We start from the raw sequence: 19,672 nt of genomic DNA on the forward strand, positions 1-19,672 counted from the left end.
GAGGGATATATGTTACTAGTACTGCGCACGATATTTGTGGTGATTTACTCGATTCTGGTCTGTGTTTTCGGCTGCATCTGGTGTCTGTTTTCGCCGCGCAACCCGCGCCACGTCGCCACCTTCGGCCATCTGTTCGGCCGGCTCTCCGGGGTGTTCGGCGTCAAGGTCGAGCTGCGTAAACCCGCCGAAGCGGCCCATTACGGCAACGCCATCTATATCGCCAATCATCAGAACAACTACGACATGATCACCGCGGCGAAGATCGTCCAGCCGACCACGGTGACGGTGGGCAAAAAGAGCCTGCTGTGGGTGCCGTTCTTCGGCCTGCTCTACTGGCTCACCGGCAACCTGCTGATCGACCGCGATAACCGCTCGAAGGCGCACGGCACCATCGGCCAGCTGGTGGATCAGTTTAAAAAGAAGCGCATCTCGTTCTGGATGTTTCCGGAAGGCACGCGCAGCCGCGGCCGCGGTCTGCTACCTTTTAAAACCGGCGCGTTTCACGCCGCCGTGGCGGCGGGCGTGCCCATTATTCCGATTGTGGTCTCCAACACCCACGGCAAGATCAACCTGAACCGCCTGAAAAACGGTCTGGTGATTGTGGAAATGCTGCCGCCGATCGACACCAGCGGCTACACCACGCAGTCGGTGCGCAAGCTGGCGACCCACTGCCGCGAACTGATGATGGAGAAACTGGAAGCGCTCAACGCCGAAGTCGAGGCGCGCGAAAAAAGCGGTAAAATCTAGCCGGACAGCATGTCGCCGGCACCCGCACGGATGCACGCGGCGCGCGTTTCGCCGCCGCGACGCAGCACAGCAATAATCAAGAATAACAATCAGCTGGCGCGCAGGCGCCAGGCGTAAAGGGTTTGACGTTCTATGTCTTTCAGCAGACGACAGTTTATCCAGCTTTCTGCTGGCGCGGCGCTTAGCGCGGGTCTCTTGCCTGGCGCGGCGCGCGCCGCCTCCGTTGCCAACGGCGATACGCCGCTGCCGGTGCCGCCGCTTATTGAATCGCGTCGCGGCCAGCCGCTGTTTCTGACGCTGATGCGCAGCCACTGGTCTTTTCTCGGCGACAGTAACAAAGTGCCGGTGTGGGGCGTCAACGGCCTCTATCTCGGGCCGACGGTGCGCGTTTACAACGGCGACGACGTCAAGCTGATCTACAGCAACCGCCTGAACGAGCCGGTGGCGATGACCGTCAGCGGCCTGCAGGTGCCGGGCGCGCTGATGGGCGGCGCGCCGCGCATGATGTCCGCCGGCGCCGACTGGGCGCCGGTGCTGCCGATCCGCCAGAACGCCGCCACCTGCTGGTATCACGCCAGCACGCCGAACCGCATGGCGCCGCACGTCTATAACGGCCTGGCGGGCATGTGGCTGATCGAAGACGAGGTAAGCAAACAGCTGCCGCTGCCGCGCCACTACGGCGTGGATGACTTTCCGCTGATTATTCAGGACAAGCGGCTCGATAACTTTGGCACGCCGACCTACGATCCGCCGCAGGACGGCGGCTTCCTCGGCGACGTGCTGCTGGTCAACGGCGTGCAGAATCCCTTTGTCGAGGTGTCGCGCGGCTGGGTGCGCCTGCGTCTGCTTAACGCCTCCAACGCGCGGCGCTATCAGATGGTGCTAAGCGATAACCGGCCTTTTACCGTGATCGCCAGCGATCAGGGCTTTCTCCCCGCGCCCGTGGCGGTGCAGCAGCTGTCGCTGGCGCCGGGCGAACGCCGCGAAGTGCTGATTGATATGTCGCAGGGCGATGAGGTGTCGATCACCGCAGGCACGGCGGCCGGCATTATGGATCGGCTGCGCGGCCTGTTCGAGCCTTCCTCAATCCTGACCAATACCCTGGTGCTGACGCTGCGTCCCACCGGGCTGCTGCCGCTGGTAACCGATAACCTGCCGATGCGCCTGCTGGCGGATCAGATCCTCGACGGCATGGCAACGCGCACGCGCGAGTTCCGCATCGGCGACGGCATGGCGGGCATTAACGGCGCGCAGTGGGATATGAACCGCATCGACACCACCGTGCAGCAGGGCACCTTTGAGCGCTGGATCCTGCGCGCCGATCGGCCGCAGGCGATGCATATTCAGGGCGCGATGTTCCTGATCAAGAGCGTCAACGGCGCGCAGCCGATGGGCGAAGATCGCGGCTGGAAAGATACGGTGTGGGTCGATGGCGAGGTTGAGCTGCTGGTGAGCTTCCCGCAAAGCTCGTCCGATCATTTCCCCTTCGTCTACTACAGCCAGACGCTGGAGCTGGCCGATCTCGGCACGGCGGGGCAGCTGCTGGTGCAGCCGACGGCGTAACGGGCGCGCTGCCCGTCAGAGCAGCGCGCATCGCGGTTAGTTAAAGGTTTCCGGATCTGGCCCCAGACGGTTGCTGCGATCCAGCTTCGCGATTTCGCTCAGTTCGGTCTTCTCCAGACGGAAATCGAACACCGCGAAGTTCTCTTCGATGCGCGCCGGCGTCACCGATTTCGGGATCACCACCAGCCCGCTGTCGAGATGCCAGCGGATCACAATCTGCGCTGCGGTTTTGCCATACTTCTTCGCCAGCTGGCGGATAATCTCCTGATCGAACACCCCTTCGCCGCCCTGCGCCAGCGGGCTCCAGGATTCGGTCTGGATCTGATGCATGGCGTTCCACGCGTGCAGCGTGCGCTGCTGCAGCATCGGGTGCAGCTCGATCTGGTTCACCACCGGCGAGACGCCAGTTTCGTCCAGCAGCCGCTTCAGGTGCGCTTCATGGAAGTTGCAGACGCCGATACTTTTGGTTAGCCCCTGCTGCTGCAGCTTGATCATCGCTTTCCACGCGTCGACGTAGTGATCTTTTTCCGGGCACGGCCAGTGCATCAGATAGAGATCGACCTGCTCCAGCTGCAGTTTTTTCAGGCTGGTTTCCATCGCCTGCTGCACATTCTGCTGGTCGTCGTTCCACAGCTTGGTGGTGACGAAAATCTCGTCGCGCGACACGTCGGTATCCTGTAACGCCTGGCCGATCGCCTCTTCGTTCTTGTAGGCCGCGGCGGTATCGATGGAGCGGTAGCCGACCTCCAGCGCCTTAAGCACCGCGCGGTGGGCGTCTTCGTTGCTCGCCTGCCACACGCCCAGCCCCAGCTGCGGCATCATATTGCCGTCGTGCAGTTTGATAATCGGTTGATCTGCCATAGGTGCTCCTTTCTGTTGCAGTGACCCGAGAGTGGTTAAGTCTAGTCAACAAACCTTATTGTGGGCGGCAATTCCGCTTCTCGCCCTGCCTGATCCTGCGGAAGTCTTGCCTGTTTCTCCATTTCAGTGGCGAATTTCGCAGCAGCCTGGCAGACTGGGTTCTTTATCCTGCGAGAGAGATGCATGGCGCACGAAGCTCTGTGTCAGCGCCTGGCCAGCCAGGTGGTGACCCTCATGACCCATGGACGCCACCGCCTTTGCCCGGTGGAAAACGTCGGCCTGATTTACGTTAACCAGTACCAGCCGCGCACGCCGATTATGTATCAGCCCGGTATCGTGATCCTGTTTCAGGGCAGCAAAACCGGCTATCTCGGCAGCACCGTGTTTACCTACGACGCCACCAAATACCTGATGCTCACCGTGCCGCTGCCGGTGGAGTGTGAAACCTGGGCGTCGCCGGAAGCGCCGGTCGCCGGTATGTTTCTGACGGTCGACACCGCCGGGCTGCAGGATCTGCTGATTGAGATCGGTGACGACGAAGATTTCCAGCCGCAGCCGCAGACCTCCGGCATTCACTCCGCCTGGCTGACCGAACCGATGCTGTGCGCGGCGGAGCGCCTGCTCGACGTAATGGTGAACCCGCGCGACGCGCGCGTGCTCGGGCCGCAGATCGTGCGGGAGATTATCTATTACGTGCTGACTGGCCCAACGGGCGGCGCGCTGCTGTCGCTGGTGAGCCGCCACACCCAGTTCAGCCAGATCGCCCGCGCGCTGCGCCCGCCGTATTGAAAATCACTATGCGGACAACCTCAGCGTCGACGCGCTGGCGGCGGAGGTGAATATGAGCGTCTCGGCGTTTCATCACAACTTCAAGGCGGTAACGCAGACCTCGCCGCTGCAGTATCTGAAGCGCTACCGGCTGCATCAGGCGCGGCTGCTAATGCTGCATGACGGGCTGAAGGCGAGCGCGGCGGCGGTTCGGGTGGGCTACGAAAGCCCATCGCAGTTTTCACGGGAGTTTAAGCGCTATTTCGGCGTGACGCCGGGAGAGGAGATCAATCGCGTGCGTCAGACGGTGGCGGAGCCGCAGGCCTGACGCCGCCCGATTACGCCTGCTTTTGCCGGCGTTTTTTCCAGATGACGATAACGCTGCCCGCCAGGCCGACAAACAGCAGCACCACCGGCAGCACCATCAGGATCGCCATCACCTGATCTTCATGGCGTTTGATAAAGGGCACCTGACTGATGCCATAGCCAAACGCCACCACAATCGCCACCCACAGAAGCCCACTCAGCCAGTTGAACAGCTGAAAGCGGCCGTTCTGCAGGCCGGAGATGCCCGCCATGGTAGGCAGAATGGTGCGAACGAACGCCAGAAAGCGGCCCACCAGCAGCGCCATCAGGCCGTGGCGGTTAAACAGCTGCCAGGCGCGCTGATGGTACTGCGCCGGCAGGTGCATCAGCCAGCTCTTCACCAGGCGCGTATTGCCGAGCCAGCGTCCCTGCAGGTAGCTCAGCCAGCAGCCGAGGCTGGCGGCGGTGGTGAGGATCACCATCGTCGGGAAAAAATCCATTACCCCTTTGGCCACCATCGCGCCCGCCAGCAGCAGCAAGCTGTCGCCCGGCAAAAACGAGGCGGGAAGCAAACCGTTTTCCAGAAACAGCGTCAGAAACATCACGCCATAAACTACCCAAACCACATTTGGATCGGCCAGCGCGGCGAAATCCTGATGCCAGAGCGCATGAACAATCTCGTGTAAAACACTCATCTGCTATCCCATCGAGTCACAAGGAATCTATTTTAGCGGCAATCCGGCGGAGAGATTTGATCTGCGGCCGGTCGCCATTCTGTGGTTGAGGTTCTGTTTATGTTACGACTGCGCCAGGCGGGCAAAGCCCGCCGTTAAATCGTCAATCAGGTCGTCAACGTGCTCCAGACCAATATGCAGGCGCACCAGGGTGCCGTCAAAGTCGACGCCGCCCGCCGGGCGAATCGCCGCCAGCTCTTCCGGCTGGTTCGCCAGAATCAGCGACTCATAGCCGCCCCACGAGTAGGCCATGCTGAAATGGTGGAAGCGATCGAGATAATGCGCCAGTTTTTCGCTGCCGAGTTTTTCATGCAGCACAAAGGAGAAGAGGCCGCTGCTGCCGCTGAAGTCGCGTTTCCAGAAGGCGTGGCCTTTGCTCTGTGCCAGCGCCGGATGGTTGACGCGCGCCACTTCCGGCCGTGTCGCCAGCCACTCCGCCACCGTTAACGCGCTCTCTTCATGCTGGCGCAGGCGCGTGGCGAGGGTGCGCAGGCCGCGGCTCGCCATATAGGCGCTGTCGGCGTCTACCGTCTGGCCCATCAGATAGGAGTTTTCGCGCAGCTGCTCCAGGCAGCGCGCATTCGCCACCGCGGTGCCGATCATCGCGTCGCTGTGGCCAATCAGATATTTGGTGCCCGCCTGAATCGAGATATCGACGCCGTGCGCCAGCGCGTTAAAGAACACGCCCGCCGCCCAGGTGTTGTCCATCATGATCACCGCGTCGGGCGCCTTCGCGCGCACGGCGGCGACAATGGCGGGAATATCCTGCACCTCCATGGTGATAGACGCGGGAGACTCGAGAAACACCACGCGGGTTTCCGGGCGCACCAGCGCGCCGATATCGCTGCCAATGGTGTGATCGTAGAAGGTGGTGGCGACGCCAAGTTTGCTGAGGATTTTAGTGCAGAAGTCCTGGGTCGGCTCATAGACCGCGCCGCACATCAGCACATGGTCGCCGGCGTCGACGAAAGAGAGAATGGCGTTGGCCACCGCCGCCGCGCCGCAGGGGTAGAGCACACAGCCCGCGCCGCCTTCCAGCTCGGTCATCGCATCCTGCAGCGAGAAGTGGGTCAGGGTGCCGCGCCGGCCGTAAAAGAGTTCGCCGCTGGCGCGTCCCGCCGTGGCGCGTTTTTTATCGGCAACGCTGTCAAAAACCAGCGAAGAGGCGCGCTGAATGACGCTGTTGACCGCGCCCTGGGTGTAACGTTTGCTGCGTCCTGCGCTGACTAAGGTGGTATCGATTTTTTTGGTTGTCATTCGTGTCTGCCCTGCCGCTTCCTACAAAGGCTTCACGTTACCATGAATTGCCGGTCAGGGTTGACCCCAAATCCTGATATTCAGAACCTGTCCGCTGGCGGGCGACGGCGCGCCGCCCGCCTTGCCGCGCGCTACATCACGCCCATCACATGCGGCAGCCAGAGGGAGATGGCCGGGATGTAAGTGATCAGCATCAGCACCAGAAACAGGATGCCGTAAAAGGGCAGCATCGCGCCCACCACCTGCTCAATCTTCTGCTTGCTTACCGCGCTGGCGACAAACAGCACCGTGCCCACCGGCGGGGTAATCAGGCCGATGCCGAGGTTGGTCATCATGATCATGCCGAAGTGCACGGGATCGATGCCCAGCGCGGTCGCCACCGGCAGCAGCACCGGCGTCAGGATCAGAATGATCGGCGCCATATCCATCAGCGTGCCGATCACCAGCAGCAGAACGTTAATGCACATCAGAATGACGTACTTGTTGTCCGACAGGCTGGTAAAGGCGTCGGTAATAATGGTTGGCAGCTGCATAAAGGTCATCACCGCGCCGAAGCCCGCCGCGAAGGCGATCAGCACCATCACGATGGTCACCGTTTTGATAGTGCGGAACAGCAGGATATGCAGCTGGTTCCACTTAAAGTCGCGGTAGATAAACATGGTAACGAAAAAGGCCCAGAGGCAGGCGATCGCCGCCGACTCCGACGCGGTAAAAATGCCGGAGAGAATGCCGCCCAGAATGATGACGATGGTGAAGAGGCCCCAGAAGGCGTCGAAAAAGATCTTCACCGCCTGGCGAAACGGAATGCGCTCGCCTTTGGGATAGCCGCGCTTGCGCGCAAAGGCCAGGCACATCACCATCAGACAGAGCCCCAGCAGCAGGCCGGGAAAAATGCCGGCGACAAACAGCGAGGAGATGGTCACCACGCCGCCGGTCGCCAGCGAATAGATCACCGAGTTATGGCTGGGCGGCGTCAGCACCGCCTGCACCGAGCCGCTGGCGGTGACCGCTGCGGCGAAGTCGCGCGGATAGCCTTTCTGCTCCATCTGCGGGATCATCACCGAGCCGATCGAAGCGGTGTCCGCCACCGACGAGCCGGAAATGGCGCCGAAAAAGGTCGAGGCAACGATGTTCACCAGCGACAGCCCGCCGCGAATAAAGCCGACGAAGATATAGGCGAAGTTCACCAGCCGTCGCGCAATGCCGCCCTCCGCCATAATCGCGCCCGCCAGGATAAAGAAGGGGATAGTGAGCAGCGAGAATTTATTCACTCCGTTGGTGATTTGAATCACCACCGCTTCGAGCGGCAGATCGATCCACCAGGCGCCGATAAAGGCGCTGAGGCCCACGGCGAAGGCGACGGGAAAGCCCAACAGCAGCAGCACAACCAGGCTGCCGATCAATATCAATGCGTCCATGGTCGCTCCTTAATGGGTGCCGCCTAAAACCACCACCGGCCGCTGGCTTTGATCGCCGTTCAGCAGCCGCTCGATAACAAACAACAGGGTAAACAGCGCGCCGATGGGGATCGGCAAATACATCTCGCCGTAGGTCACCGACGGCAGCGAGGCGAGCGGCTGGATCCACATCGCCGCGCAGAGGCTGTAGCTCGCCTGGAAGATAATCAAACAGGTCGCCACCATCAGCAGATCGCACAGGCGCAGCATCAGACGCTGCGCGCCGGGCGACAGGCGATCCGTCACCATCGAGACGCAGATATGGGTGCCGGCGCGGAAGCCCACCGGCGCGCCGATAAAGGTAAAAATAATCATGCAGACGATGGCCACCGGTTCGGGCCACGCCAGCGCGCCGTTCAACACATAGCGGGCGAAGATGCCGATGGGGATCACCGTCACCATAATCAGCAGCGCGACGGCGGCGATGCCCATGCACAGCAGGTAGAGCCCATCCATCAGACGAGAGTATCGGGTCATATGCGTTACCTGAATAACGCCGCGCAGGACGCGCGGCGGGGGAGGTTATTTAACGTCGGCGATCTGCGTCATCAGATCTCGATATTTACCGCCGAACTCATCGCGCACCGGCTGCGTGGCTTTCATAAAGTAGTCCCGGTCGGTCTCCTGAAAGGTGACGCCGCCCGCTTTCATCTTCTCGATCGACTGCTGGGTGTAGGTGGCCCAGAGCTGGCGCTCTTCATCCTGCGCCTCTTTGCCGAGTTTTTTCAGCAGCGCCTGATCGTCCGGCGAGAGGCGCGCCCACGCGCTTTTCGAGAACAGGATCATCTCCGGCTGGATAAAGTGGCCGGTCAGGGTGTAGTACTTCGCCACCGGCAGGTAGTTGTGGGCAACGAAGGTGGGCGGGTTGTTTTCGGTGCCGTCTACCACGCCGGTCTGCATGGCGCTAAACACTTCGCTGACGCCCATCGCCACCGGGTTCGCTCCCATCGCTTTTAGCGTTGCCAGCGAGATGGCGCTGTTCTGCACGCGGATTTTCATGCCCTTGAGATCTTCGGGCTTGCTGAGCGGCTTTTTGGTGATCATGTTGCGTTCGCCGGCGTCGGTCCAGCCGAGAAACACCATGCGTGCGTTGGCGTCGGCGTCAAACTTCTCAACGATCTGCTTGCCGACCTCGCCGTCCAGCACCTTATGCATATGCTCGACGTCGCGGAAGATATAGGGCAGCGTCAGCACGCTGGTTTCCGGCGCGATGGTGGTGACCGGCGCCAGCGAGACGCGGATCATATCGATGGCGCCGAGCTGAACCTGCTGTAAGGTTTGATCTTCGTCGCCCAGCACGCCGCCTGCGTAGACGCGCATCTCCAGCCGCCCGTCGGTGGCCTGTTTAAGCTTGTCGCCCATATGCTGCAGCGCCACCACGGTGGGATAGCCGGCGGGCTGCACTTCCGCCACTTTCAGCATCTTCGCCGACGCGGCGGTGGCGCTCAGGCCGAGCGCAGCGGAGACGGAAACGGCAAGCATCCATTTATTCATTTTCATTATTTTTCTCCAGGCAGGTAGAGGAGGGCACGGGGAACGATCCAGATGCTGCCAGAATAGGCAAATGGCGCTGGTTGAAAATGCGACAATGTTGATTGAATGAACAAGCTCACATTTTGAAACGATGTTTTAATAAATTTATACTGGAAATCACATTTCTGAAATGCCCTTAAAAAGGTTCATAAAAGGCCGCTAATAAGGGCAACAACCGGCTGCGCTGTTTGTAAATAGTAATGAGAACTACTATCAATTCGCCCGTTTTTTGCTATTATTCGCGCTTATCCATTATTCCTGCATATGAAGTTGGAGACGCAGCGTGGTAGCCAGTGACTTGATGCAAACGGACCTCTCCGTTTGGGGCATGTATCAACATGCTGATATCGTGGTAAAAGTGGTAATGATCGGCCTGTTACTGGCGTCGGTCGTGACCTGGGCGCTCTTTTTTGGCAAGTTTGCCGAGCTGAGCGCGGCGAAACGCCGACTGAAACAAGAGCAGCTGGCGCTGAGCGACGCGCGCAATCTGGGCGATGCCGCCCGTGCCGCCGCGCAGTTCAAAGGCCATAGCCACAGCGCCGTGTTGCTGAATGACGCGCAAAACGAGATTGAGCTGTCGGCGGGCGTTGAGGATACCGACGGGATTAAAGAGCGCACCAGCTTCCGTCTGGAACGCCGCGTCGCCGCCTTTAGCCGTCACGCCGGTCGCGGCAACGGTTTTCTCGCCACTATCGGTTCCGTGTCGCCTTTTATCGGCCTGTTCGGCACGGTATGGGGCATCATGAACAGCTTTATCGGCATCGCGCAGACGCAGACCACCAATCTGGCGGTTGTCGCGCCCGGCATCGCCGAAGCGCTGCTGGCGACCGCCATCGGCCTGGTGGCAGCGATCCCGGCGGTGGTGATCTACAACGTGTTCGCGCGCATGATTGCGAGCTATAAGGCGTCGCTGGGCGACGTGGCCGCGCAGATCCTGCTGCTGCAGAGCCGCGATATCGACCTGGGCAATCTCACCGCGAAAAGCGCTGATGCCCGTCCGGCCGCTCAGAAATTACGCGTAGGTTAACGTCATGGCAATGCGATTAAACGACGACCTGGAAAGCGATGGCGAAATGCATGAGATCAACGTAACGCCGTTTATCGACGTTATGCTGGTTCTGCTGATCATCTTTATGGTGGCCGCGCCGCTGGCGACCGTGGATGTTCGCGTTAATCTGCCTGCCTCGACCAGCGCGCCGCAGCCGCGGCCAGAGAAGCCGGTCTACCTGTCGATTAAAGCGGATAAGCAGTTTTATATCGGCAACGATCAGGTGACGCCGGAGACGCTGGTTCAGGTTTTGAACAGCCAGACTCAGGGCAACAAAGAGACGACGATCTTTTTCCAGGCCGATAAATCGGTCGATTATGAAACGCTGATGAGCGCGATGGATAAGCTGCGTGGCGCGGGTTATCTGAAAATCGGCCTGATGGGAATGGAAACCGCCGCGAAGTAAGCGGTTGGGATAAGAAAAGGGCAGCCTGCGGGCTGCCCTTTTTTGTTTTTTTGGGCGGGCGTGGTGTGATAAGTGCTAATGTTTACCGGCACTTCCTGAATGTCGCTGTCGCTCAGCACCGTATAGAATAGTCGCTGGCACCTATCAGACGTAAGGTATGAACCAGGCTATCGCCCAGAGTGACCGATTCTCGCCAGCGGCTGGAAAAATAAAATATGACAGGAGTAACCATGAAAGACTTTAAGATCGCCTTTATCAAAGCCAACTGGCATGCAGAGATTGTTAATAATGCGCTGGCAGGGTTTAAACAAGAATTAGCGGCACAGGAGGTGAACGCAGAGCTAAAAACGTTCGACGTTCCCGGCGCGTTTGAGATGCCTTTACTGGCAAAGCGTTTAGCTGAAACCGGCCGGTACGATGCGATCGTTTGCGCTGCGCTGGTGGTTGACGGTGGTATTTATCGTCACGATTTCGTTGCCGCGGCGGTGGTTGACGGCCTGATGAACGTGCAGCTCACCACCAACGTGCCGGTCTATTCAGTGTCACTGACGCCGCATAACTTCCAGCCGGTTGAAGCGCTGGAAAATTTCTACACCGAACACTTCATCAAAAAAGGCCAGGAAGCTGCGCGCGCAGCGCTGGCGATTCATAACCTGGCGATTGACTGAAACTGAACGTCCGATGCAATGTCCGCTTTTCACTTATAGCGGACCTTGTTCCTGACGAAACTCCCCTTTGTGCCAGCAGCGGTGCTTGCGCGCTGCGCATCCTTTACTCCTTTAAAAACGCCTCAACCGCGCTGAAGAACCGCTCGGGCTGATCAAGCATCACAAAGTGAAAACTCTCATCGATGCGCGTGAAATGGATATCGGATGCAGAAGCATAGGCCTGATGGTACATCGCCTCTACGCGGGTTGCCGGTATCCCGAATAAGGGGTCATACGCGTATACGATCTCCATCGGTGCTTTAATGCGGCCAAGCTCGGGACGCAAATCGGTCATCATCAGTTCATACAGTGCATCCGCAACGGTTTTGCGATCGGAATGGATGCTCGCTGCCACCAGAGCGGGCCTCACCGCCTCGGTCCTGGCTAAACGGGCTATGGAAGCTGTCTGAAACGCGTCGAACTGCTGCGGCGACTGCTGCAGTAGCCACTCCCGCGTAGCCGCGGCATGGCTGGCAGCCGTTTCGCGGGTCGCCGCAGGGTCCATCATCAACGTATAGAACGGCAACGCATCGACGATCATCAAACGACCGACAAGGTCGGGATAGCGCGCCCCCAGCATCAAGGCGATCTCTCCCCCGAGAGAATGGCCAACGATCGCCGGGGCGTGGATGTGCTGGGCCTGGATATACTCAGCGATGGCCTCCACTGCCGGCGCGATGACCTTTCCCTCTGGGCGGGAAATGGCCGGCGTAGTCGCAAAGCCTGCCAGTTCGACAAGATGAACACGGTGGTTGCTGCGTAAACCTGCTGCGACCTCGGCCCAAACGTCGCGCGACGACGCCAGCCCTGGAATCAGGATGACATCCGTTCCTGCGCCCTGCGTCTGTACAGAGATACGCTGCGAGTGGGGAGAAAGTGGGGTAACAGGCTGAGCGGCGGATGCTGAGAATAAAAGTGACATGAGTAAAAGCGTTCCTGCGAATAGTGCACGGAGAGTGGTGATATGCATAACTTCCTCTGTTTACGTTAGCGGCTTAAGCCACGGCTGATCGCTTTGCGCCTTTTCAAATACCTTGCCTGTCGACCGCCTGAAAGCAGACTCAGGCAGCGCGAGCGCGCACAAGGGTGAATAATGCTGCATAATTGCCAGGTTAACTGTTTGTTACTGTTAGTTTCAGTATTGTAAAGTGAAATGGTGAGGCGCGTCACGTTAATCCCAGGCCCGTCAGGCTAAAACGGAGGAAAAACGCAGGAAGCCACTATGAGCCACACGTCGTCTTTACAAAAACCTCAGGGCAGCGCCCGAACCATCTTCAACGTTACCAGCGGTAACTTCCTTGAAATGTATGACTTTATGGTGTTTGGCTACTACGCCACCGCCATCGCGAAAACCTTCTTTCCCGGCGACGATCCATTTGCCTCGCTAATGTTAACCCTGATGACCTTCGGCGCCGGATTCCTGATGCGGCCGCTGGGCGCTATCGTGCTTGGCGCCTATATCGACCAGCATGGCCGCCGTAAAGGGCTGCTGCTGACCCTGGGGCTGATGGCGATCGGCACGCTGACCATCGCGCTGGTGCCGGGCTACGCCACGCTGGGCGCCGCCGCGCCGATTCTGATCCTGCTGGGTCGTCTGCTGCAGGGCTTCTCCGCCGGGGTTGAACTGGGCGGCGTCTCGGTCTATCTGGCGGAGGTTGCGCCGAAAGGGCGCAAAGGCTTCTTCGTCAGCTGGCAGTCGGGCAGCCAGCAGATTGCGGTGATCTTCGCCGCGCTGCTCGGCCTGCTGCTTAACCATCTGCTGGCGAAAGAGGCGGTAACGGAGTGGGGCTGGCGTATTCCCTTTGTCGTCGGCTGTATGATCGTGCCTTTCCTGTTCTGGATCCGCCGCATGCTGGAAGAGACCGAAGCCTTCAGCCAGCGTAAACAGCATCCGACCATGCGCCAGATTATGCGCTCGCTGGCGAGTAACTGGGCACTGGTGCTGGCGGGCATGTTGATGGTGGTCACCACCACCGTGATGTTCTATATGATCACCGCCTTTACCCCGACCTTCGGCAAAACCGTGCTGATGATGAGCGACAAGCAGAGCTTCCTGGTGACGCTGTGCGTTGGCCTCTCTAACCTGATCTGGCTGCCGCTGATGGGGGCGCTGTCAGACCGCATCGGCCGCCGTCCGCTGTTGATTACCTTTACGCTGCTGATGATCCTCACCACCTGGCCGGTGCTGCACTGGCTGGTGGGATCGCCGACCTTCGCCCATCTGATGGAGGCGGAGCTGTGGCTCTCGTTTCTCTACGCCAGCTACAACGGCGCAATGGTGGTCTATCTGGCGGAGATCATGCCCGCCGAGGTGCGCGCCTCTGGTTTTTCCCTCGCCTACAGCCTGGCGACCGCGCTGTTCGGCGGCTTTACGCCTGCTATCTCCAGCTACCTGATCCACGCCACCGGCGATAAGGCGATGCCCGGCGTCTGGCTCACCTTCGCCGCCGTCTGCGGCCTGATCGGCACCTTGCTGATTGGCCGGATGGTGAAACAATATCGCGCACGCCACGGCGCTGCCGTCGCCAGCGCCTCGATCTAAAACGAGAGGTCCACCACTACGCTGTCGGTGTAGTCTCCCGCAGGCGGCGTGTTTTGCGTGGTGAGGATGCGCGCGGTGTAGCTGTAGCCGCGCGTCAGCCCATCGCTGCTGACGCTGGTGGAGCTGGCGCTGCTGTAGCGCTCGCTGCTGCTCGGCCCCCAGCGGTTGCTGCTGGTTCCCTTGTAAATCTCATAGCTCAGTCGGTTAGTGCCGCTCGCCATCTGGCGCTGCGTGCCGCTGACGTAGTTGCCGTTGCTCAATCCCACCGTGTAGGTGCTGCCTTTACTGCATACCACGTTAATCGTCTGCGACACGGCGGAGAAGCTGCCGACCAGCGGCGCGCTGCCGAAGCTGATATTGGGCGAGGTAATGGTGGTGCAGTCGTTGGTGACCACCAGGGTGACGCTGATGGGGATCACGCCGCTGCCGGTCTGCGGCGACAGGCAAATATTGCCGACGCCGACGCTGGTGCAGATGTTATAGGTCACCGCCAGGTTGAGCGTGGTGGTATAGGTGCCCGCCGCCACCGTCTGGCCCGGCACGGTGCGCAGATAGACCGGAATGGCGAAGTTAAGGCTGCCCAGCAGGCCGGCGAGGTTGACCAGCACCGACTGGCTGATGACGTAGGCGGCGGCGCCGATGGTGAGTTCGGTGGCGCAGGCGCTGTCGACGCAAAGCTGCACAGGAATATTATCGGTGCCGGTGTCGCCGCTGCGTTTCAGCGTGCCGCGCGTGCCGCTGACGTTGGTGGCGCCGGTGAGCTGAAAGGTGATCTGGTTATTGCCCAGCAGCGACAGCGCCGAGCCGGAGCCGCAGTTGACGTTGGCGTTGGTCGAGGTGTTTTGCACCGTGCTGTTCACCACAAAAGTGGTGACCGAGCCGAAGCTGGCGGTGGAGCTGGGTAGCGTGCAGGCGGCGCGCGCCAGCGTGGGAAAGAAGAGCAGCAGCGCCAGCATCAGCAAAATTTTCTTCATGGCGTGATCCCTGAGGTGGAGTTATCGGGGCTGGGCACCGGCGCGCCTGCTGGCCTGGGCGGCAGCGGGCAGGTGATCGGGCCATAGGTTTTCAGCGCCTGCGGCTGGCCGTTGGCGATAGTCAGCTCGGCGCTGCAGGTGCGTCCATCGGGCGTGGCGACGCGCATTGGGTTGCTGGCGCGCAGGTTCTCCATCCACGCGATGCCGTCCCAGCCAACATACTCTGTCGCCTGACCGTCGCGCAGTACCTGGCTGGAAACCGGCAGCGGCTGGCCGTCGGCGTCGTGCAGGATCACGCTGGCGGCGCGCAGCTTCTCCACCGGGAAGTGCAGCAGATAGCCGCTCTGGCGCTTCACCGCGAAGCGCTGCTCCACCTTTGGCGTGGTGATATCCGCCGGCAGGTCGAGGGTGTCGATATCGTATTTGGCCGGATAGTAGCTGCTGATCGACGGCACCAGCAGATAGCCGTTGCGGTCGGTGCGTCCCATCGACTGATTTTCATAGCGCACGTTGACGTCGGGATAGCTGGTTTTCACCACCACGAAGGCGTCGTTAATGGCGTTGGCGGCGAACACCTCGCTGTCCATCAGCACCAGCGATCCGGTGAGATCCGCCCACTGGGTGTTGTAGTCGTCGTCGCCGTAGAAGCCTGCCGAGGTGTCGATTTTGTTGTTGCGCCAGCGCAGGCTGCCCTGACGGTAATCGCCGCTGTTGCCGCCCTGATTGGCCCAGGAGGCGTCCCAGGCGAAGCCGCCGTCGCTTGGCATCGAGCGCGACAGGTAGAGCCGCTGATTATTCTCGCCCTGCTGGTCGCGCTCCATGCTGACCGAGGCGCTGCCGTGCTCGCCGAACGGGATCACCAGCGAAATCGCGCCGCTCCACGCGCCCTGTTGCTGGTCGCGGCTGGCGGAGACGTAGAGGCTGGAGTTGCCCCACAGGGTTTTGCTCCACGACAGATTGAGCAGCCGCGTGTGCTGGCCGTCGCCGCCGCTGATATCGATATAGGCCGCGCCGAGACTGCCATACTGGCTCAGCGACACGCTGGCGTTGTACTGGGCGCTGCGGCGCGCCAGGCTATAGGTGGTATTGCTGGTGTCGCTGTTGCCGGTCCGGCTGCTGAGCAGCGCCAGGTTGCCGAATTCGCGGCTGCGCAGCGTGTGCTGCGTGCCGATGCTGAACCAGCTGTTGTTGTACTGATAGCCCCAGCTGTACTGCGTGCCGGCCGCGCCGTTCATCTGGCTCTGCGCCAGCGCGCCGTTCAGCACGCCCAGGCTGCCGACGCGGAACATCGCGCCCGCGCCGCCCATCGCCAGACTGTCGCTGCCTTCGGCATGGGTTTCCAGCGTCAGCCAGTCGGTGGCGCCGTAGCGCAGCGAGCCGCTCGCCGCCGCCTCGCCGTAATCGAAATTTTTAATGCCGTAGTTGTCGCGAAACGCCCCGGCGGAGAAGGAGTAGTCGCTCAGGCCCGCCTTCAGCAGCGTGCTGGAGACGTAAAACGGCAGCGTGGTGGTCACCTGTCGTCCCACGGCGTCGGTGGTGGTGATCACCGCGTCGCCCGCGCCGTTAACGAAAGGCACGTTGGTCAGCGACCAGGGACCGGGCTGCACGTTCGCCTGGCTGGATCGATAGCCGTTGATAAAGAGATCGACGGTCGAGGGCACCGCTGCCTGGCCGGAAAACGCCGGTAGCGGATAGGTCACCAGGTCGGGCCGCACGCTGAAGTCGCGGCCAATCTGGATCCCGCCGAGCCGCACGCTGTTGCTCCAGCTCAGGGCATCGGTGGTGAGATCGCCGACGCGCCAGCTGATGACGTTGTTCTCATCCTCGTTGCTCCACCAGGTGTCGTAGCGGATATAGCCATCATCCTGCGCGGGCGCACGCCCCTCCATCTGCTGCTGCCAGACGCCGTTGCTGGAGAACTGGCCCGCCGCGCCGAAAAGCCGCAGCTCGTTCCAGGCCGACAGCCGCGTGCCGGCGTTGGTGGTGCGCGTGGCGTAAAAATCGTAGTTGAACAGCGCGCCGGTGCTGGTGCGGCCGGGATAGCGCGGGCCATTCTGCGCCTCGCCGATCACCTGGCCCGGCAGCCAGTCGGGCGGCACCGTCAGCAGCAGACGCTGACGACGATCGTCGTAGTCCGCTTTTACCTCGCGCCACTGGCTGACGTCGACCTGCTGCGGGTCCGGCAGTTTTTCCGCCGGAATGCCGGCGCGCTGCAGGTCGCCGGCGCGCAGCAGAAAGTGGCCGTCGCGCCGCTCGACCGGCACGATAGCGCCGCTTTCGCGCTGGTTAACCACCAGCTCCAGCATATAGCGCTGCTGCTCGCCGCTGCTCGCCAGCGACGGCGGCGGCGGCAGAGACGAAAAGGTCTCCGCCAGCGCGGCGGCTGACGTCAAACAGGCGCAGACGCTGGCCACCGCCAGCGCGCAGGGGCGAAGGGAGCGTGCCATTTAGCGGCTGGACGCGCTGCGCCAGGCGCCGGCGTTGGTCTCCGCCGTCAGCTGGCCGCCAGCGGCGGCTTTCAGCGGCCAGCGGTTTTCGCTGCGCGCCAGCACGTAGCCGAACAGACCGTCGCCCAGCTTACGTCCGCCGATGATCACGTTGCTGAGGCGCGCATGGCCGCTGCCGCGATTGGCGATAAGCAGCCAGGATTTGCCGCCCTCGCCGACCGTCCGCCAGCTCAGATCGGGCTTCGCCGTGTCGCGCGTCAGCCCGTCGCCGTAGACAAACAGCGGCACCGAGTAGCGCATCTGAAAATTAAGCCCCGCCTGGTTTTCGCCAGGCGTGCGCGGCGTCGGGATCTCGTCGAGCACCACGCGGTAGGCCAGCTCCTGACCCGCGCCGGGCGGCGTCTGCTTGATCAGACGCACCAGCTGTTTCTGCCCTGGCTCGATGCGCACCAGCGGCGGGCTGGCGACCACGCTTTGCTGGGTGGCGTACTGCTCCTGGCCGCCGACCTGCTGCCAGCTAAAAATGCGCACCTGCATCAGCGTCGTGACGCTGCCGCGATTCTCCAGCCACAGCTCGCTGGCTTTTTCATCCGGGTTGATGCTGGGATCGATGGGCCAGATCATCAGCGAATTGGCCGCCTGGGCGCTGGTCGCCAGCAGGGATATAAAGAACAACAGGGCGCGCATCATCACATTTCTCCTTTAAGCATGCGGCTACCAGCTCAGCGTCACGGTCAGCGTGTCGGTGTAGACGCCAGCGCGCGTCGGCCCAGGCAGTTGCAGCAACCCGTAAATCGGCAAAGTGATGTTATTGGCGTTGCTGTAGCTCAGCGCGACGGCGCTGTTGACCGGGATCGCGGTAGTACGGCTGGCGTTGGAATAGAGGGAATAGGCCAGGGTATTGGTGTTGCTGGTGTGTTTCAGGTTGCGCGTGGTGGTGTAGTTAGCGCCGCCGTTGATGCTCATGCTCAGCGTAGTGCCGGGCGTGCAGGCGAGCGTAATCGCGGTGCTCTGCACAAAGCTGGCGCTAACGCTGCTGCTGGCGACGCCCGACTGCGAGCCGAAATCAAGCGTGCCAAAGACCCCGGTATTGGTACCGGAGACGACGCAGCCCGCCACGATGGAAGCGGACACCTGAAACGTGCTGGTAGGCAGGCTCCAGGCGTGTAGACTTCCTGTCAGCAGGGGCAGCGTGCAGATCAGCGTGCGCAACGCGCGCGGCACTGCCACCCAGAGGCTCCCGACCGCGCGATCAGTAATTCACGGCGACGTTGATGGTGTCGGTGTAGGTCCCGGCCGGGATCAGCGGATTAAAGCCGCCGCCCACCACGCGACCGTAGATGGCGTAGTTGGTGCCCAGCGTCGGATCGGTGGTGCCGCTGGCGGCGATATTGGTGTTGTTGGCGATGGCGGTGGTAAAGGCCGCGTCGCTGTAGAGGGTGTAGGCGATCCCCTGCGTATTGTTGGAGCCGAGGATCAGGTAGCGCGGCTGGCCAGAAACGGTGCCGAAGATGGTGGCGGGCGCCGCGTTGCTGCTGGTGACCTGCACATTGTAGGTCTGACCGGTGGTGCAGCGCACGTAGATGCCGTTGCCGGAGGCGCCGACCAGCGTGGCGTTCAGGGTATCGAACGTCGCCGCGCTACTACCGAAGTTCAGGGTACCGAAGTTAACGCCGGTGGTAGCGGACTGGCCGTTGACCAGACAACCGGTGGTGAGCGTCAGGGTCGCATTAATGGTCCCTGTGGTGGTGGCGCCAAAAGTCAGAGAAGGCAGTACGGTGGTCAGTCCCGCAGCGGCAAACAGAAAAAGCTTGAGTTTCATAATCAATCCTTACCGATTATCCAGAGTCAGTGCTTTTTCACCCGGTGACCAATTAGCAAATCCAGCAAAATATCTCAGTGGCAGCTCTGGCTGCGCCAGAAATTACCTGTCTTCTTAGAATCTTCTTAGTTTTTGGCTAAGGGATTTTTATAAATTTTACTTACTATAGATCAGCGCGCAGGGCTCGGTGAAGCGATACGTTAATTTTTCATTAATCAATTCGCTTATCCGGTCGATAAACCAGTAATACCAATATGTTGTGTCAGATGAAAAAAAGCAAAGCGGGTAACATTTCGCCCTCTATCGTCGCTTCGCTAACAGTGATATGTTCATGCATTAATCAGACATAGTTACGCTTTTTTCAGCCAGACCAGGAAAGGTCTTACTTATCTCCCGCCCGAGCGGGACGGCGGCATTCGGCCCTGAAAATATAAACCGCACGGCTGGCCGATATTTTATCCGTCTGTTGTTGTTTGAAATCGTTGTTGATGACAACACCC

18 protein-coding genes and 1 pseudogene are annotated in these 19,672 nt (G+C 60.7%); 7 read left to right on the plus strand and 12 right to left on the minus strand.

The annotated features are described in order from the left end of the window. Nucleotides 1-9 precede the first annotated feature (9 nt). Together MC269_RS03005 and ftsP are read left to right on the plus strand one after the other, a co-directional pair. Nucleotides 10-747, plus strand: a complete 738-nt coding sequence (locus MC269_RS03005) for a 1-acylglycerol-3-phosphate O-acyltransferase (RefSeq protein WP_081139815.1) — start codon at nt 10-12, stop codon at nt 745-747. 132 nt (nt 748-879) lie between these two features. Further along, nucleotides 880-2,310: a cell division protein FtsP gene (gene ftsP, locus MC269_RS03010; RefSeq protein WP_081139813.1), complete on the plus strand. Its 1,431-nt coding sequence runs from the start codon at nt 880-882 to the stop codon at nt 2,308-2,310. 36 nt (nt 2,311-2,346) lie between these two features. On the opposite strand, the gene dkgA is transcribed toward ftsP, so the two are convergent. Beyond that, nucleotides 2,347-3,171, minus strand: coding sequence for a 2,5-didehydrogluconate reductase DkgA (dkgA, locus tag MC269_RS03015; RefSeq protein WP_239953852.1), 825 nt, complete (start codon nt 3,169-3,171; stop codon nt 2,347-2,349). A 183-nt stretch (nt 3,172-3,354) separates the two neighbouring features. Here dkgA and MC269_RS03020 point away from each other — a divergent pair. Beyond that, nucleotides 3,355-4,267: pseudogene (locus MC269_RS03020) on the plus strand (AraC family transcriptional regulator N-terminal domain-containing protein). 10 nt (nt 4,268-4,277) lie between these two features. Here the strand turns inward: MC269_RS03020 and MC269_RS03025 are convergent. The 5 genes from MC269_RS03025 to MC269_RS03045 form a co-directional block, all read right to left on the minus strand. Beyond that, nucleotides 4,278-4,940, minus strand: a complete 663-nt coding sequence (locus MC269_RS03025; protein WP_081139806.1) for a DedA family protein — start codon at nt 4,938-4,940, stop codon at nt 4,278-4,280. A gap of 102 nt (nt 4,941-5,042) precedes the next feature. Further along, nucleotides 5,043-6,236 carry a cystathionine beta-lyase gene (gene metC / locus MC269_RS03030; RefSeq protein ID WP_239953854.1) on the minus strand — a complete coding sequence of 398 codons (1,194 nt, stop codon included), beginning with the start codon at nt 6,234-6,236 and terminating at the stop codon, nt 5,043-5,045. Nucleotides 6,237-6,367: 131 nt separating this feature from the next. Continuing rightward, nucleotides 6,368-7,654: a TRAP transporter large permease gene (locus MC269_RS03035; protein ID WP_239953856.1), complete on the minus strand. Its 1,287-nt coding sequence runs from the start codon at nt 7,652-7,654 to the stop codon at nt 6,368-6,370. A gap of 9 nt (nt 7,655-7,663) precedes the next feature. Then, a complete protein-coding gene (locus MC269_RS03040) occupies nt 7,664-8,170 on the minus strand; it encodes a TRAP transporter small permease (RefSeq protein WP_081139800.1) in 507 nt (168 codons plus the stop codon). A gap of 45 nt (nt 8,171-8,215) precedes the next feature. Then, the gene (locus MC269_RS03045) at nt 8,216-9,193 is read right to left on the minus strand and encodes a TRAP transporter substrate-binding protein (protein WP_239953858.1); all 978 of its coding nucleotides are present in this window, start codon (nt 9,191-9,193) and stop codon (nt 8,216-8,218) included. Between the two features lie 334 nt (nt 9,194-9,527). On the opposite strand from MC269_RS03045, the gene exbB reads away from it, so the two are divergent. The 3 genes from exbB (at nt 9,528) to MC269_RS03060 (ending at nt 11,348) form a co-directional block, all read left to right on the plus strand. Then, complete coding sequence (exbB, locus tag MC269_RS03050) at nt 9,528-10,253, plus strand: tol-pal system-associated acyl-CoA thioesterase (protein WP_239953860.1); 726 nt, start codon at nt 9,528-9,530, stop codon at nt 10,251-10,253. Between the two features lie 4 nt (nt 10,254-10,257). Further along, entirely contained in the window at nt 10,258-10,680 is a 423-nt protein-coding gene (gene exbD, locus MC269_RS03055; protein ID WP_081139795.1) for a TonB system transport protein ExbD, read from the plus strand. A 230-nt stretch (nt 10,681-10,910) separates the two neighbouring features. Continuing rightward, nucleotides 10,911-11,348, plus strand: coding sequence for a 6,7-dimethyl-8-ribityllumazine synthase (locus tag MC269_RS03060; RefSeq protein ID WP_239953862.1), 438 nt, complete (start codon nt 10,911-10,913; stop codon nt 11,346-11,348). A gap of 103 nt (nt 11,349-11,451) precedes the next feature. On the opposite strand, the gene MC269_RS03065 is transcribed toward MC269_RS03060, so the two are convergent. Further along, a complete protein-coding gene (locus tag MC269_RS03065) occupies nt 11,452-12,357 on the minus strand; it encodes an alpha/beta fold hydrolase (RefSeq protein WP_239953864.1) in 906 nt (301 codons plus the stop codon). A gap of 252 nt (nt 12,358-12,609) precedes the next feature. Here MC269_RS03065 and MC269_RS03070 point away from each other — a divergent pair, with 252 nt between their 5' ends. Beyond that, the gene (locus MC269_RS03070) at nt 12,610-13,929 is read left to right on the plus strand and encodes an MFS transporter (RefSeq protein ID WP_081139789.1); all 1,320 of its coding nucleotides are present in this window, start codon (nt 12,610-12,612) and stop codon (nt 13,927-13,929) included. Here the strand turns inward: MC269_RS03070 and MC269_RS03075 are convergent. Genes MC269_RS03075 through MC269_RS03095 form a run of 5 tightly spaced genes read right to left on the minus strand, consistent with a single transcriptional unit; the run spans nt 13,926 to nt 19,172 of the window. Beyond that, nucleotides 13,926-14,903, minus strand: coding sequence for a spore coat U domain-containing protein (locus MC269_RS03075; RefSeq protein WP_239953866.1), 978 nt, complete (start codon nt 14,901-14,903; stop codon nt 13,926-13,928). The genes MC269_RS03070 and MC269_RS03075 overlap by 4 nt on opposite strands. Further along, on the minus strand, nt 14,900-17,350 hold the full coding sequence (locus tag MC269_RS03080; RefSeq protein ID WP_239953867.1) for a fimbria/pilus outer membrane usher protein: 2,451 nt from the start codon (nt 17,348-17,350) through the stop codon (nt 14,900-14,902). The genes MC269_RS03075 and MC269_RS03080 overlap by 4 nt, the downstream gene beginning before the upstream one ends. Continuing rightward, entirely contained in the window at nt 17,351-18,040 is a 690-nt protein-coding gene (locus MC269_RS03085; RefSeq protein WP_371824353.1) for a molecular chaperone, read from the minus strand. Nucleotides 18,041-18,064: 24 nt separating this feature from the next. After that, nucleotides 18,065-18,553 (minus strand): spore coat U domain-containing protein, encoded by a 489-nt coding sequence (locus MC269_RS03090; RefSeq protein WP_239955059.1) that lies wholly within the window; start codon nt 18,551-18,553, stop codon nt 18,065-18,067. 49 nt (nt 18,554-18,602) lie between these two features. Further along, nucleotides 18,603-19,172, minus strand: a complete 570-nt coding sequence (locus MC269_RS03095; RefSeq protein ID WP_239953869.1) for a spore coat protein U domain-containing protein — start codon at nt 19,170-19,172, stop codon at nt 18,603-18,605. Nucleotides 19,173-19,672 lie beyond the last annotated feature (500 nt).

The organism is Pantoea sp. Z09 (assembly GCF_022394795.1).
Lineage (GTDB): Bacteria > Pseudomonadota > Gammaproteobacteria > Enterobacterales > Enterobacteriaceae > Pantoea > Pantoea latae.

Coding starts and splice junctions, on each gene's coding strand:
- MC269_RS03005 (WP_081139815.1), top strand. CDS start 10: ATGTTACTAGTACTGCGCACGATATTTGTGGTGATTTACTCGATTCTG.
- ftsP (WP_081139813.1), top strand. CDS start 880: ATGTCTTTCAGCAGACGACAGTTTATCCAGCTTTCTGCTGGCGCGGCG.
- dkgA (WP_239953852.1), bottom strand. CDS start 3,171: ATGGCAGATCAACCGATTATCAAACTGCACGACGGCAATATGATGCCG.
- MC269_RS03025 (WP_081139806.1), bottom strand. CDS start 4,940: ATGAGTGTTTTACACGAGATTGTTCATGCGCTCTGGCATCAGGATTTC.
- metC (WP_239953854.1), bottom strand. CDS start 6,236: ATGACAACCAAAAAAATCGATACCACCTTAGTCAGCGCAGGACGCAGC.
- MC269_RS03035 (WP_239953856.1), bottom strand. CDS start 7,654: ATGGACGCATTGATATTGATCGGCAGCCTGGTTGTGCTGCTGCTGTTG.
- MC269_RS03040 (WP_081139800.1), bottom strand. CDS start 8,170: ATGACCCGATACTCTCGTCTGATGGATGGGCTCTACCTGCTGTGCATG.
- MC269_RS03045 (WP_239953858.1), bottom strand. CDS start 9,193: ATGAAAATGAATAAATGGATGCTTGCCGTTTCCGTCTCCGCTGCGCTC.
- exbB (WP_239953860.1), top strand. CDS start 9,528: ATGCAAACGGACCTCTCCGTTTGGGGCATGTATCAACATGCTGATATC.
- exbD (WP_081139795.1), top strand. CDS start 10,258: ATGGCAATGCGATTAAACGACGACCTGGAAAGCGATGGCGAAATGCAT.
- MC269_RS03060 (WP_239953862.1), top strand. CDS start 10,911: ATGAAAGACTTTAAGATCGCCTTTATCAAAGCCAACTGGCATGCAGAG.
- MC269_RS03065 (WP_239953864.1), bottom strand. CDS start 12,357: ATGCATATCACCACTCTCCGTGCACTATTCGCAGGAACGCTTTTACTC.
- MC269_RS03070 (WP_081139789.1), top strand. CDS start 12,610: ATGAGCCACACGTCGTCTTTACAAAAACCTCAGGGCAGCGCCCGAACC.
- MC269_RS03075 (WP_239953866.1), bottom strand. CDS start 14,903: ATGAAGAAAATTTTGCTGATGCTGGCGCTGCTGCTCTTCTTTCCCACG.
- MC269_RS03080 (WP_239953867.1), bottom strand. CDS start 17,350: ATGGCACGCTCCCTTCGCCCCTGCGCGCTGGCGGTGGCCAGCGTCTGC.
- MC269_RS03085 (WP_371824353.1), bottom strand. CDS start 18,040: ATGATGCGCGCCCTGTTGTTCTTTATATCCCTGCTGGCGACCAGCGCC.
- MC269_RS03095 (WP_239953869.1), bottom strand. CDS start 19,172: ATGAAACTCAAGCTTTTTCTGTTTGCCGCTGCGGGACTGACCACCGTA.